The 13,944-nt window shown below is 62.4% G+C and carries 11 protein-coding genes and 2 pseudogenes; 4 read left to right on the forward strand and 9 right to left on the reverse strand.

Annotated elements, in window-relative coordinates; translation table 11 throughout:
* Nucleotide 1: 1 nt before the first annotated feature.
* From V6093_RS05960 to V6093_RS06000, 9 genes and pseudogenes are all read right to left on the reverse strand, one after another.
* Nucleotides 2–766, reverse strand: coding sequence for an SDR family NAD(P)-dependent oxidoreductase (locus tag V6093_RS05960; RefSeq protein ID WP_047602938.1), 765 nt, complete (start codon nucleotides 764–766; stop codon nucleotides 2–4).
* Nucleotides 763–1,500 (reverse strand): 3-oxoacyl-ACP reductase family protein, encoded by a 738-nt coding sequence (locus V6093_RS05965; RefSeq protein ID WP_047602939.1) that lies wholly within the window; start codon nucleotides 1,498–1,500, stop codon nucleotides 763–765. The genes V6093_RS05960 and V6093_RS05965 overlap by 4 nt, the downstream gene beginning before the upstream one ends.
* 9 nt (nucleotides 1,501–1,509) lie before the next feature.
* Complete coding sequence (locus V6093_RS05970; protein WP_143999997.1) at nucleotides 1,510–4,380, reverse strand: aminotransferase class III-fold pyridoxal phosphate-dependent enzyme; 2,871 nt, start codon at nucleotides 4,378–4,380, stop codon at nucleotides 1,510–1,512.
* A gap of 38 nt (nucleotides 4,381–4,418) precedes the next feature.
* A complete protein-coding gene (locus V6093_RS05975) occupies nucleotides 4,419–5,630 on the reverse strand; it encodes a beta-ketoacyl synthase N-terminal-like domain-containing protein (RefSeq protein ID WP_003253961.1) in 1,212 nt (403 codons plus the stop codon).
* Nucleotides 5,627–6,925: a beta-ketoacyl synthase gene (locus tag V6093_RS05980; RefSeq protein ID WP_143999996.1), complete on the reverse strand. Its 1,299-nt coding sequence runs from the start codon at nucleotides 6,923–6,925 to the stop codon at nucleotides 5,627–5,629. The genes V6093_RS05975 and V6093_RS05980 overlap by 4 nt, the downstream gene beginning before the upstream one ends.
* A complete protein-coding gene (locus V6093_RS05985; protein ID WP_332730000.1) occupies nucleotides 6,922–7,836 on the reverse strand; it encodes a beta-ketoacyl synthase in 915 nt (304 codons plus the stop codon). Before V6093_RS05985 ends, V6093_RS05980 begins: the two co-directional genes overlap by 4 nt.
* Nucleotides 7,837–8,005: 169 nt before the next feature.
* Nucleotides 8,006–9,280: a beta-ketoacyl-[acyl-carrier-protein] synthase family protein gene (locus V6093_RS05990; protein WP_108078383.1), complete on the reverse strand. Its 1,275-nt coding sequence runs from the start codon at nucleotides 9,278–9,280 to the stop codon at nucleotides 8,006–8,008.
* An 11-nt stretch (nucleotides 9,281–9,291) separates the two neighbouring features.
* The gene (locus tag V6093_RS05995; protein WP_033726736.1) at nucleotides 9,292–9,861 is read right to left on the reverse strand and encodes an acyl carrier protein; all 570 of its coding nucleotides are present in this window, start codon (nucleotides 9,859–9,861) and stop codon (nucleotides 9,292–9,294) included.
* Between the two features lie 437 nt (nucleotides 9,862–10,298).
* Nucleotides 10,299–10,808: pseudogene (locus V6093_RS06000) on the reverse strand (ATP-binding cassette domain-containing protein); the annotation flags it as partial.
* Between the two features lie 411 nt (nucleotides 10,809–11,219).
* Between V6093_RS06000 and V6093_RS06005 the strand changes: the two are divergent.
* The 4 genes and pseudogenes from V6093_RS06005 to V6093_RS06020 all read left to right on the forward strand — a co-directional run.
* Complete coding sequence (locus V6093_RS06005) at nucleotides 11,220–11,393, forward strand: hypothetical protein (RefSeq protein WP_003253966.1); 174 nt, start codon at nucleotides 11,220–11,222, stop codon at nucleotides 11,391–11,393.
* 46 nt (nucleotides 11,394–11,439) lie between these two features.
* Nucleotides 11,440–12,627, forward strand: coding sequence for an acyl-CoA dehydrogenase family protein (locus tag V6093_RS06010; protein WP_004576530.1), 1,188 nt, complete (start codon nucleotides 11,440–11,442; stop codon nucleotides 12,625–12,627).
* An 8-nt stretch (nucleotides 12,628–12,635) separates the two neighbouring features.
* Nucleotides 12,636–13,739: a sigma-54-dependent Fis family transcriptional regulator gene (locus tag V6093_RS06015; protein WP_003253968.1), complete on the forward strand. Its 1,104-nt coding sequence runs from the start codon at nucleotides 12,636–12,638 to the stop codon at nucleotides 13,737–13,739.
* Nucleotides 13,740–13,792: 53 nt separating this feature from the next.
* Nucleotides 13,793–13,861: pseudogene (locus tag V6093_RS06020) on the forward strand (hypothetical protein); the annotation flags it as partial.
* Nucleotides 13,862–13,944: the final 83 nt, after the last annotated feature.

The following is a 13,944-nucleotide window of genomic DNA, read 5'->3' on the forward strand; positions in this document are numbered from 1 at the left end:
GCTACATTCCCAACCCGGCACCGCCGTCGATCATCAGGCTTTGCGCCGTGACACCACTTGCCTGCGGGCTCGCCAGATAACGAACCATGGCCGCCACTTCGTCGCCCTGAATGAAGCGCCGTAGCGGCAACTTCTTCTTGGCATTGCGCAGGATTTGCTCGTGGCTGATCCCGGCGATGCGCGCTTGAGCCGCCAATTCGCCTTGCAGCATCGGTGTGTCGATCCAGGCGGGCAGGATGGCATTGACGGTGATTCGCCGTGGCGCCAGGTCCAGCGCCAAGGCTTTGGTCATGCCGATGATGCCGTGCTTGGAGGCGCAGTAAGCGGTGTTGCGAACCTTGCCCGCTCGGCCGAGGATCGACGACATGTTGACGATCCGCCCACCCTCCGCCATCAGTGGCAGGCACAACGAGGTGACGTAAAAGGTGCCGTTGAGGTTGATCGAAATGACCTTGTGCCAGTTGTCGAGGTCTTCGGGTTCGTTCTCGTCGCAGACCCCGGCGCTGTTGACCAGCACATCGACAAAGCCGACCCGGTTGGCCAGGCCCTTGAACAGAAGTTGCAGGCTGGCGAGATCGGCGATGTCCGCTTGATGGGTTTCGATGCGAGCGGCAAATTCGCCCTCGGTGACCCAGCTCTGCAAGGTTGCCAGATCCTGATCAAGCAAGATCAAAAGGTGCTCGGCCTGGGCTGCAAAATTTTCCGCGACGGCGCGGCCAATACCATTGGCCGCGCCGGTAATCACAATCGTGCGTACCTGGCTCATGGCATTTTCAATCCGCCGTTGACGGACAAGACTTCGCCCGTGACGTACAGGCCGCGCTCGGCCAGATACAGCACCGCGTCGGCAATTTCTTCAGGCCGGGCGAACCGTTTGATCAACAGCCGCGACTGGATTTCCTGCTCATGGGCGCCGACCAGGGCTTGGCTCATGTCGGTGCTGACGATGCCGGGCGCCACCGCGTTGACCCGGATGTTGCGCGGCGCCAACTCCACCGCCAGTGCGCGTGTCAATGCTTCTACCCCGCCTTTGGCGGCGGCGTAGTTGCTCTGGCCCTTGCCGGGCTTTTGCGCGGCCACCGAACTGAGGTTGACGATGCACCCGCTGCGTTGGCGCATCATGCAGGGCAGCACCTGCTGACAGCACAACAACGTGCCGACCAGGTTGGTCTGGATGACCTCGGTGATGTCGCTCAACGATTGCGTGGCGAGCAAACCGTCACGGGTAATACCGGCGTTGTTGACCAACAAGTCGATACGCTCGAAACGTTGCTCGACCCGTTCAAAAAACGCCTGAATGCTCTGCGCATCCTTGACATCACACTGCACGGCCAGGCAGTCCCGGCCGAGCCCTTCGACCTGCGCCTGCAAGGCAGCGGCTGACGCCTCGTCACGGACATAACTGAAGGCAACCTGATAACCCGCGCCGGCCAGGGCCAGCACGATGGACTTGCCAATGCCGCGACTGCCGCCGGTCACGACAGCTATTTTCTGAGTCATGACCGCTCCTTACAGTGAGTTTTGAGTTTTGAATTGCGCGAGGGTGAAACCGTGGGTCGCGGCCAGTGCGCGGACCTGCTGCACTTGCTCACGGCTGATATCGCCGTAGGAGCCGTGCTGGCTCATGCCAGACAAGCCCATCAACACCGACTCGGCCATGCACGCATACAGCTGACCTTTTTTCAGATAGGCCCGCACGTTGGGCGCCAGGCCATCGTCGAACGGCGTCTGGACGATGCCGCCGTGCATGTAGAGCACGTCTTCGCGTTGGCTCGGCAGGTCTTGATGGACGTTCAGCGGCACGGCGATATCGCAAATCACGCTGCGCTCGGCGAAATGTTCGGCACCGAGGAACGGCTGAGGCGCATTGGCAGCGCACAGGACAATCCGTGCGCCCTTGATGGCGTCGAGATCGTTGGTGACCGTGATGAAGGCGTTCGCGCCAAGGCGCTCATCCACAAGACGGGCGATGTGCAAACCGAGGTCGGCTTTTTGGCCATGTGAGTGCAACACGCCACGAAAACCATCAAGGGTCAGCAGTCGCTGCGCCAACCGGTCGTGTTCGGCCGTGCCTTTGAGGGTCGAACGGGCCGCGTCGGCGTAGATCTGTTGCGCGGTTTTCTCCAGGCGCCGAACCGAGCCGTCACGACCGCTGCCAATCAGAATCAGGTGATCGACGGTGGCGGACAGCACCGAGGCATAGGTCGACGCAACGTTACCGGCGGCACCGACAACGGCAGCGGTTTGCTCGCAAAGTGCCAGACCTTGCTGTACACAGCCTTGCTCGATGGCTTCGAGCCCCATGCCGATGGTCAGGGCGTTGCCGGACGTCAGCGCCATGTCGGCAATCTTCAGCGCCTGACAATTGTTGGTGACGATCGAGGTGTACATCCCGAGGCCGGCGATGCTGCAGCCATCGGCGCGGGCATCGGTGACACGCCTGCCGACTTCTTCGCGAATGCTGTCCAGGTCACCGCTGCGGATGTACTCGGCCATGGCATCCGAATCCATGCACAGCGGGTATAACGTGAACTCCACCGCCATGCCGAGGCGCGACCGAATGATCACCGGGCCGACTGGCACAGCGCGGCGTTCAGGCTTGGTGCGATTGATGAACGTGCGTTTTTGTTCCGGGCTCAGGGCTGCCAGCGAGGGATCGACGTCACCGAGGATATCGGCATCGATCAGGTGGTTGATGAACGCTACCCGAGCGACGACTTCGACCTTGGCATCCCTGTTTTCAACGGGCTCGGTCACCCGAAAATCGTCCTGACGGGCTGGCACGGTGGGCATCGAGTCCGCGCAGATACCCGCCGCCAACGGCAACGCATCGCCACGTCGCAGCATGTCGCAGACCCGTTGCAGGGCAGCGATCAGCCCGTCGATTTCGCCCAGGGTGATACAGGCTGGCGGCTCCAGGCGAATCACGTTGGAGTTGCTGCCCGACGGTGCTACCCGCAACGCTTCGAATTGCAAGAGGTAACCGGCGATCAAGTAACCCAAGGCATCGTTGTACTGGGCCGACGCCTGTACCAGCGAGCTGCTGACACTCAAGTCGTGCAATTCCAGCCCCACCAGCAAGCCACGCCCGCGCACATCGGCGATCACATCCGGATAGGCTATCTTCAGCTCATTGAGCGAGGCTTTGAGGTAGGCGCCCTTGGTGCGTATGTCTTTGAGCATCGCGTCGTCATTGGCGAACAACCGGCGCAATGCCGACAGCGCGATATGGCAGGACGGATCGTCCTCGGCGAAGGTCGAGCTGTGGATGTAGCTGAACTCGCCTTCGTAGTGGCTGCTGCGGATCACCGTCGCGGCGATTTTCATCAAGCCGCCGCCGAGGGCCTTGGACAGGCAGTAATAGTCGCCTTGCAGGTTGAACTGGCTGCTGGCAAGAAACGTCCCGGCGCGACCAAAACCCGACTGCACTTCATCGACCACCAGCGGGCATTGTTGCTCGTTACACAGCTTGCGCAGCCCCAGATAGAACTCGGCCGCGAACTCGTTGATACCGCCTTCGCCCTGAATCGGTTCCATCAACACGGCGGTAATCGCACTGAACGGCAGTTGCAGCACGTGCAGGTGTTCGCCGTCCCATTGCAGGCTCAACCAATGGTGCGTGTGCCGGGCCGGCAATGCCTGCAACTGATGGGGCTGCTGTGGGTCGATGAACTCGACGTTCAGCCCAAAACGGGCAAACGGTGCGCGGTACTGACGGCCATAGGTCAGTTGCACGGTATTGACCAATTTGCCGTGGAAGCTGCCGCGCAGGGCGACGAATACCGGTTCGATGTGCAACTGCGCCAGGTTGTGTTGGCGAACGGCTTCAACCACCTGACGCAAGGTCACGCTGTTCAGGGTGGTCGGCAGGACACCTGCAGGCAGGTCGAGGTCGGCCACATCCAGTTCGCGGTAAGCGTGTTCGCTGGCGGTCAGGCTGGCCAGGGTGAAATCGATGTCGTCGAACTGCTTTTGCAGGCTCTTCTGGCGACGGAACTCCGCGTGCTTGACGGCGATTTCCACCGCCTCCGCGCCACTGTTGGAGAAAGTCGAAACATAACGTTCGGTGTTCTTCAGTTCGCGATTGAAGGCGTCGCTGAGCGCTCGCCCCAATTGCCCGGCCGCACCGCGGATCGACATTTGTGCGTTGAACGGCACGTCGCTGCGCAGCAGCGCACATAGCTGGTCGACAAACTGTGGGTCGTTGTGGCCGAACAGTGCCGCACCGTAACCGCCGAGAAAGTCGGTGACCGCGACCATGTCGCCCTTGGGGTTGCGGTAGAACAACTGGCTACCGAGGGCGCGCTCAAATTGACACTCAAGGCCCAGTGCCTGGAGCAGGCCGACGAATTTGGGCCGAACGAAATCGCGATAATCCATGACAGTCATATCCCTTGAAAGTAAAAAAGAGGCGGTAGTCAGCGGCAGTCCTGAGTGGCCTTTGCGCTGTAGAGCACTTGATAGGCGGCGCTGAATCCGTTGTCGTCGCGGTTCAGCACCAGGCAATGCGCAAGGCTCGCGGCGTGGGGCGCGCCCTGAATGAACGGCAGGTTCGCCACTGGTTGCTGCAAACCGGCAATCGGCGGCACGCTTTGGGCCTGCAATGCGCAACGCGCAAGCATCAGATCCACCAGGCTCGGCGCCGCGCTGAGAATGCCGTTGATCGCCAACCCGCTGGTGATGTGCGAGGCGCGCGCAAGGGCCAGCGTCTGGCACAACACGCGGTCTTTGTGCGCATCGCCGGTGCCGCTGCACACCAACACATCGGTTGGGCTGTCGGGCAGGCTCAAGCGACCGAGGGTGGCATGGGCCGTCATGTCGGCGAGGCACGCCTGAGGACCGGCCGGCAGGTCTTCACGACGGCGCAGCACCAATGCTGCCGCGCCCTCCCCGGCAATGCCGCCGGTGCCCCGAAGGTCAAACGGCAGCAGCGTGTTAGAGCCATTGGCGCTGATGACACCCGCCTGGACCAACCCGGACAGCGCCAGGGCATCCAGCTCGCTGCCCGCACCGACAACGATTGCCGCGTCAATTCGGCCAGCCTGCAAAGCGGCCGTAGCCTCACGCAAGGCTGCCAGGTTGCCGGCGACACCTTGCATATAGGCGTTGCACTCACCCACCAGTTTCAGCGCCAGGCTGGTGACACCCAGCAAGCAGTTGCTCAAGCCTTTGAGCACCAGAAAAGGGTCCTGGGCACGGTCTTGCAGGATCCGTTTGGCGAACGCCGCCATGTCGGCGACGCCGTCCTGCCGACAGCCGAGCAACAACTCGGCATAGGATTCCAGAGACGGATGGGTGTAGCCGCCCTGACAGCAATACAAACCGAAACGGACATCCGGCGGCTCATCGGCCAGGCCGGCTTCTTCCAACGCCTGACGTACCGCGCTGACACCCCAGATCACTGCCGGTGTGCAGTAACGCTGAAGGTTTTGCGCAAGGTCTTGTCGGCTGCGTTGGTGGTCCTGATCCTGAATTTGCCCGAACGCCACCACGCGTTCGCTGCTGAACCGTCGGGCGTTCAGCGCCGTAATTGCACTGCGCCCTTCGGTTGCGGCCGCCCAGAAAGGCTCGACACCCCAACCGCTGGGCAACACGCAACCCGCACCGGCAATCGCGACCGCCTGTTTCATCGCGGCGCCTCCCGGTACTTGCCCAGCGCCAGTGAAGTGTTGAGGCCGCCGAAACCGAAGGAGTTGCTCAGGGCAACGTCAACCTTGCGCTTGACCGCTTGATGGGCGCAGTAGTCAAGGTCGCATTGTTCGTCGGCATCCTGCAGGTTCAGGGTCGGCGTGACCCGATCCTCCCGGCAGGCCAGGGCCGTGAGCATGAACTCCGGTGCTCCGGCGGCCGCAATCAGGTGGCCGAACTGGGATTTGTTGGCCGTCACCAGCAACCGCCGATAATGTTCGCGCTCGGCGAACAGGGTCTTGATCGCCAGGGTTTCGGCGGCATCGTTGAGGGGTGTCGAGGTACCGTGGGCATTGATCAGATCGACCTGTTGCGGCGCCAGCCCGGCATCCGTCAGGGCCGCCTGCATCGCCAGCACCGCGCCCCGGCCCTGCGGGTCGGGTGCGGTGATTTTGTAGGCATCCAGGCTGCTGCCGAAACCCAGCACTTCGGCGTACGGCGTGGCCCCTCGGGCGAGCGCCCGTTCGAGGGTTTCGAGCACGACAAAACCGCCGCCTTCACCCGCAATCAAGCCACTGCGATGGCGGTCGAACGGCCGACACAGTTCGGTGCCCCAACGCTGTTCGCTGCTGGCGGCGCCGAGCAGATACAGCGCGGTCATGGTGTCCAGGCTCAGCACCGAATCGGCGCCCCCGGCAATGGCCAGCTCGACCTCGCCGCGACGGATCATCTGGAATGCATTGCCGATGGCCTGGGACGCTCCCGCGCAGGCGCTGCTGATATTGATCACCGGGCCTTCACTGCCGATGCCATCGGCAATCACCCGCGCAAGGCGGTCGTTGCTCTGACACAGTGAACTGTCAGGATCGACCTGCGCCTGTCGCGCCATCAATTGAGCCCAGGACGGCGCCTGCGCCGGGTTATCCGCCAGGCTGAGCAGCATGTCCTGCAAACGATGAGCAGGTGCGCCGGACGCTGACAATACCGCCGCGCCACGCAACTGTTCGGGGCTCAGACCACTATCGGCAATGGCTTGGGTGGCCGCGACCCAACCCAAGCGGGTGCGTTTTTCCAGCGACAATCCCCAGGCCGGATGGTTTTTCAAGTGTGCCGGCATCAAGCCCATATCCACGGGCGCTGCGTAACGCACGGGGAACGCACCCGCTTCGACGCCTTCCGGTTGCCATGGCCGAATGCAATGCTCGCCGGCCAACATGCTTTGCCACATGGACTGCCACTCGAAACCGAAGCCGGTGACGGCGCCCATGCCCGTGATCACGATCCGTGTGGGGCTCATGGGTAATTCTCCATTGTCTGGGTGTCCGACGACGTTCTGGCCAGCAGCACCGCGCCCCAATGCCCGCCTCGGCTATGTTCGAGCAACAGCGTGTAACGGCTGCAATCCAGTGCCCAGGTCACAGCGATTTCGCTGAGCAAGGCGCTGGCGCCCAAGTCACCTAGCAACGCCTTGGAGTGTTCGAGGGTGTGCCCCGATAGGGTAAACAACGCGGCAATCTGCGGATCCTGTGCATCGGCGACGACTTGCCCGACATCGCTGAGGCACAGTTTTTCGTTGCTCAAAGCACGCTCGATGACGTCGCGCCCAACCGCCAGTCCACGCTCGGGTTGCGCGCTGTAACCACGGGCAAACCCGGCAATACGCAACGCAGATTGAGCACCGCTGCCCGGGTTGGTCGTCAGCAACAGTGCCGCAGCACCTTCGCCGAAAACCCACGGGCCGGGGTTCACAGGTGGGTGAGTAGCGTCACGCAGGTACAACGCGGGGGTGATGTTCGGACTGCTGCTGACGACGACGGCAGCATCGGCACGGCCTTCGCTCAGATGGGCAGCGGCCTCCATCAAAGCATCCAGCCCCGCATTGCCCTGGGAGCAAAAACCGCCCATGGGCCCCTTGCAACGCAAGGCCTCAGCCGCGTGGGCCATGACGCTGCTGTTGAGCATCATCAGCGCATGCAGCGGCGGTGTGTGGGCAAAGAATTGCGCCAACAGATCGGCCGGTTGTGCGCCAATGGCCTGCACTGCATCCCAGCACGAGCTGGGGCCATCCACTTCCGGAATGGCAGCGGTCAATGCGATCCGCTCGTCGGGCAGTTCCAGCCCACGCAAGGTCTCGGCGAGACGGCCGGCGCAATACAGCAGGCGCGCGCCCTGAGGCTCGAGGCTGCGGGACAGTCTGCGGTCGTACACACCCGCCGGCAAGGCGGGCGCTGCCACACAATGGGCCAGACGTGCCGGGTCGAAATCCAGCGGTTGCGCGGCCTGAGGTTGACTGTCACGAGGCGCACATTCAGTACCGGCAGCGTTGAGTACCGACGCCGCAGTGATATAAACAGCGGTTGAATTGGATCTGGTCATGTCATGCCCTGCCCAGCACCAACGAACTGTTCACGCCACCAAACCCGAAGGAGTTGGAGAGCACGACATTGATCGGTTGCTGCAACGGTTCGCAAAGGAATTTCAACGCCGGAAATTCGGATTTTTCCGGCTGAAAATTGAGGGTCGGCAAGGCCACGCCCAACTGAATGCTCATCAACGACAGCACCGCCTCAATGGCACCGCTGCCGGCCAACGAATGCCCTACGGCAGACTTGTTGGCGGTGAACGTCATCTGCTCCAGGGTTTCGCCGAAGACCTGCGCCAGGCCCAGGGCCTCACAACGGTCATTGGCCTGTGTCGACGTACCGTGAACATTCACATGGTCCACAGCCGCACTGGTCAGTTCGGCATCGGCCAGGGCGGCCGTCATGCAGGCGGCATACTTGCTGCCGTCGCGGCTGCTGGAGGTAATTTTCTCTGCCTCGCACAGATTCGCGTAACCCAGCACCCGGCCCAGCGAACAGGCCTGACGACGCTCGGCATGCTCGCGGGATTCCAGCACCAACAGCGCCGCCCCTTCACTCAGCACAAAGCCGCAGCGGTCCGGCATGAACGGCCGGCTCTGTTCTTGTGGGGAAAAGTCCACGCGCTGGCAGAGTGCGCCCAGCCCATCAAAGCTGTAGTAGGACAATTCATGGGCCATCAACTCCACCGCGCCACATAACGCCAGGTCGATCTCGCCACGGGCGATCGCTCGATAGGCGCTGCCGATGGCCATGGTGCCGGCGGCACAGGCATCGGAATGTGTGGAGATATGGTCACGGACACCCAGCCATTCGGCGAGATGGCGGGTTTGCTGATCAACCCGCCGGGCAAACGCCCCACCGCTGAGGGTGTGGTTATCCAGGAACTGGTCGAGATCGACCCGCCCCTGATCGTCCATGTAACGGCTGGCGTCCCGCAAATCACCGCTCACGCAATGTTTGTTGGCCCCGACGAAAACACCGCTGGCGACTCGGGCAAATGCGCCGTCGGCCAACCCGGCATGGGCCAGCGCCTGACGGGCCACGTAATGCGCCAGCCATTCCTGGCGGGAGGTGGTCTGCAGGTCGCCCGGAAAGGCCGCCGCGATGACCTGCCATTGTTGCTCATCGATAAATCCGGCCGCCGGGTTCGCAAACCCCAGTTCGACAAACGCCGGGTGCTGGCCAATGCAGGAACGGTTTTCGCTGATCGTCGTGAACAGCGAGGCCGCATCCAGTGCCGTGGGAGCCACCAGTCCATAGCCGGTGACCAGAACCTCTCGGGCCTGCATCAAGGCACCCCCTACGCCGAAGCCTTCAACTGGGCGGCCGCGTACTGCTCAACCAGCAGACGCGAGATCGAGTCACCGTCCAGAGGGGTCAGGCGAGCACTGCAACCGCCACACACCACTTGTTGGCGTTCATTGAGTTGGGCATGAGCCGCGCCACACTCAGGGCAGGTTTCGGGGAGGTGGTTGAACACGTTATGGCATTGCTGCGCCCAGTTCCGCACGGTGGTGGCCGAGAAGACATCGCCCGGCTGCATGCCCACGTGCAGCTGGCCCGGCGCATAAGCGCTGAGGCTCTGCTCCAGCAAGGCCACGCCGTCCTGCGTGATTCGGCCTTTTTCGATAAACCGGGTGGCGTCGCCAAACACCGCTACCGCGTGATCCAGCACGCTGGTTTTCGGCAAGGTGCAACCGTACTGACGGCCCAGCTGGAAGCTCAGGTCGACGATGTCCAGCGAGTCGGCGCTGAGGTCGTCAACGATACTGCTGTGCTCTGTCACGTCGCCCCTGTCCAACACCAGCAACTGCGCAAGAATCTCCTGTGTACTGCTGATAACGCTGTCCAGTTCCAACGGATTATTCATTGATTGTTTCCCTACAAAAGCCGCATTGAATGAATAAAGTCATCGGGCCAAAAAAGCTGTTTTCAGGCCAGATCTATCGAGGGCCGGGAGTCTAAAGTCTCCCCCTAAGGGGAGAGTCAACGTGCCATCAGTGCTTTTTGTGGGAAATCCCGACGCACCCTGAAACCTTTGATTTATGCCGCTCAATGGGGCTTGGAGAGGAATCGTAAGATGACAAAATCGATGGCTTGAAACAGCACGAGAGTTCCAGAAATGGGGTGTCACCGTACCCGCAAGCACCAGAGGTACCCTGCGCAGCGGAACGGTTTTCGTCGGGCCGTGAATCTCGTTGATCAGTAGGTTATTGCCGCGTTCACCGGCTTGCCGATCAGGTGATAAACCAGCCCCGCCGCAAAGCCGGCCATAGGCAACAGCCAGATGACCCAGCGGTGGGTGGTTGCCCGCGCAAGCCCGACACGTTGCTGCATGCCACCAGACAACTCGTGGGGAAAACACTCGCCCCACGCTTTCAGCCCCACCGCCTGCAACTGCCGTTGTGCCGCTGCGCGTCGTGTACGCTCCGGCTCACCGCGCAACCCCAGGGGCAAGGCCACGTTGTCGAGCACGCTTCGATGCGGCAGCAAACCGAAATGCTGGAACACCATGCCGATGCGCTGCGACCGCAGTTGGCGCAGCGCAGGCTGCGTCAAGTCGCTCAGGGCCTCACCGTCGATGAGCACCTCGCCGCTGCTCGGTTCTATCAACCGGTTGACGTGGCGCAGCAAAGTCGACTTGCCGCTGCCGGATGTACCCATCAAGCAAAGCACTTCGCCACGCCGCACCGCGAGGTTCACTTGCTCAACCGCGTTGCTGGAGCCTGACCGGCTCCCCTCGTAGCGTTTGGTGACCGCGCGAAATTCCAGCGCGACAGCAGGAATCGATGCAGAGCCAAGGGAGTCTGCGCTGATCCGCGCAGGGGTTTCCAAAGGGTCGTTGGCAATCAGTGGATATTTATCAGCGATCACGTCGCCCCCTGGAGTTCAGTGGATTCCAGGGCAACGACGCAGACGCCATGCCAATCGGCCAAACCCCGCGTACTCAAGCGCGAGACGGGTTTTTGTCATGCCGGCATGGTGTTGAAGAGGCAGCAACGTTGCATGGCTGCTGTTGTGTGGGAAACAGCGATGAACACGCCTGCGGTCTTAGTTGAACGAAAGCTTTGGCTGCCTTGTGCTGCCATTGCATTTGCAATGACTAAGTATTCCATGTGGGAATATAAATATTATTTTTTATTATTTTTAGAGATATGAATCGACTTTTATACTTTCATCAGACCCGCGATGAATCGGGGTAACCGTGCTGGAGGGTTGAAGTTTCTGATGCCAACATCATTGCCTACCTCCGGCCAATCCCAGGTGCTGTTGCAACTGCACCCGCTGTTCAGTTTCTTCCAGCCTCTGCAGGCCCGCATCCCGCTAGCCGCAGAACGCACCGCAGCCCTCTTCCACCGCCAAGCGCATGTGCTGAGCAAATTGCCTGAGGAGCCGCTATGAAACGCCCCCCAATCCGCCCTCCCCACCCGCCAGCGAGGAATGCCGAGTGACAACCCCTCTACGACCTGCCGTGCTCAGCCCCTTGCAGACTGCACGTCGCCTAGCGACGGCGTTCGCCGAAACCGCCGTCGAGCGCGACGAGGCCGGCGGCACACCCAAGGCCCAGCGCGACGCTATCCGCCAGAGCGGCTTGTTGGCGCTGAGCATACCCACCCAGTTCGGCGGCCTCGGCGCTAGCTGGAGCGAAACCCTGGAGGTGGTGCGCGAATTCGCCCGGGTCGACAGTTCCATCGCCCACGTCTTCGGCTTTCAGCACCTGATGCTGGCTACCGTACGCCTGTTCTCCCGCCGCGATCAGTGGCAACCCTGGTTCGAGCAGACCGCGCGCAAGAACTGGTTCTGGGGCAATGCGCTCAACCCCCTGGACAGCCGCACCGTGCTCACACGCTTCGACGGTTGGTACGAGTTTTCCGGCAAGAAGAGTTTCTGCTCAGGCGCCAGCGACTCGGAAATGCTGATTGCCTCGGCGGTCGATGAAAGTGCTGGCGGCAAGCTGCTGATCGCTGCCATCCCCAGCGGCCGGACCGGTATCACACTGCATGATGACTGGAACAACATGGGCCAGCGCCAGACCGACAGCGGCAGCGCTACTTTCGAGCGCGTGCGCGTCGAAGAGAACGAGATGCTTCTCGACCCCGGCCCGCTGAGCACACCCTTCGCCAGCCTGCGCCCGCTGATCGCCCAGTTGCATTTCGCCAACGTATTCCTTGGTATCACCGAAGGCGCTCTGGAAGAGGCTCGCCATTACACGTTGAAGGAAGGCCGCCCGTGGTTCCGCTCCAAAGCCCGACATGTCAGCGAAGACCCTTACATCCTGCGCCACTACGGCGAGTTCTGGGTCGGTCTGGAAGGCGTGCGCCTGCTGGTGGAGCGCGCCGCTACGCAACTCGACGCGGCCTGGCACAAGGAGCACGCGCTCGGCGCCGAAGAGCGTGCGCAACTGGCGCTGGCCATCGCCACGGCCAAGGTGGCGGCGGCACGCACTGGCCTGGACATCTGCAACCGCCTGTTCGAGGTCACTGGCGCACGCGCGACCCACGCCTCGCTACGCCTCGATCGCTACTGGCGCAACCTGCGTACCCAGAGCCTGCACGACCCGCTGGACTACAAACTCCACGAGCTGGGTGAGTGGGCACTGAGCCAGACGCGACCCACCCCATCTTTCTACTCATAGGAATCGCCATGCAGTTGCTGACCCTCCCCCCTTCGCCGTCACTGGCCACCTCGATCCGGGCGACCGCACAGGTCTTCGAAGACGCTAGATCGCAGGCGCTGCTCGCCCACCTGCAACAGGTCGCCCCCAGCGAGGCCAGCGTCCTGATCATCGGCGAGACCGGCACGGGCAAGGAGCTGGTCGCACGCCACATACACAACCTCAGCGGACGGCGCAACGGCCCCTTCGTCGCGGTGAACTGTGGCGCCTTTTCGGAGTCGCTGGTGGAAGCCGAGCTGTTCGGCCACGAGAAAGGCGCCTTCACCGGCGCCCTGGCGGCCAAGGCCGGCTGGTTCGAGGAGGGCAACGGTGGCACGCTGTTCCTCGACGAAATCGGCGACCTGCCCATGGCCATCCAGGTCAAGCTGTTGCGCGTGCTGCAAGAGCGTGAAGTGGTGCGCCTGGGCTCGCGCAAGAGCATCCCCATCGACGTGCGCGTGGTCGCCGCCACCAACGTGCAACTGGACAAGGCCATCGCTGCCGGCAACTTCCGCGAAGACCTGTACTACCGCCTCAACGTGGTCAGCCTGCAACTCTACCCGCTGCGAGAACGCCCGGGCGACATCCTGCCGCTGACCCGACACTTCATCAAGACCTACTGCAACCGCCTGGGTTACGGCGAAGTGCGCCTGTCCCCCGAGGCCGAACGCAAGCTGGTGAGCTACGACTGGCCCGGCAACATCCGCGAGCTGGAAAACGTCATCCACCACACCCTGCTGGTGTGCCGCAATGGCCTGGTGCAGGACGACGACCTGCGCCTGTCGCACCTGCGCATCGAGCGCCAGGACAAGTCGCCGGTGAGCACCGCCGAAAGCGCCGAAGAGCAGTTGCTGCGTGCCTTTCAGCGCCTGTTCGAGGAGCAGGCCGGCAGCCTGCACGAGAAGGTCGAGGACACCCTGCTACGCAGTGCCTATCGTTTCTGCCACTGCAACCAGGTGCACACGGCCAGCCTGCTGGGTCTGAGCCGCAACATCACCCGCGCCCGACTGATCGCCATCGGCGAACTGGTGGTCAATCGGCGCCGGCCAGAGCCCCAGATGCGCCCTGAGCGGGCGATACAACTATCAATCTGAGAGGCCGCCACGAACGATTGCGCCCCCCTTGCCAACTGCGCGAGGAGGGTTGCGAAGGACAGAAGCGCATGGCCGCGACAAATGGCGGCAATCGCAACAGACTGGAAGCAGCCCCCAACCTTTGAGCCGGTGTGGGCCTGGTGCGCGGCGGCGCCCGAACTGCGCAGGGCTGAAGACAGGCCGGAGGGACGCCACCGGCCCTGCC

Source organism: Pseudomonas putida group bacterium ESBL64 (genome assembly GCF_045277175.1).
In the GTDB taxonomy this organism is placed as follows: Bacteria; Pseudomonadota; Gammaproteobacteria; order Pseudomonadales; family Pseudomonadaceae; genus Aquipseudomonas; species Aquipseudomonas alloputida.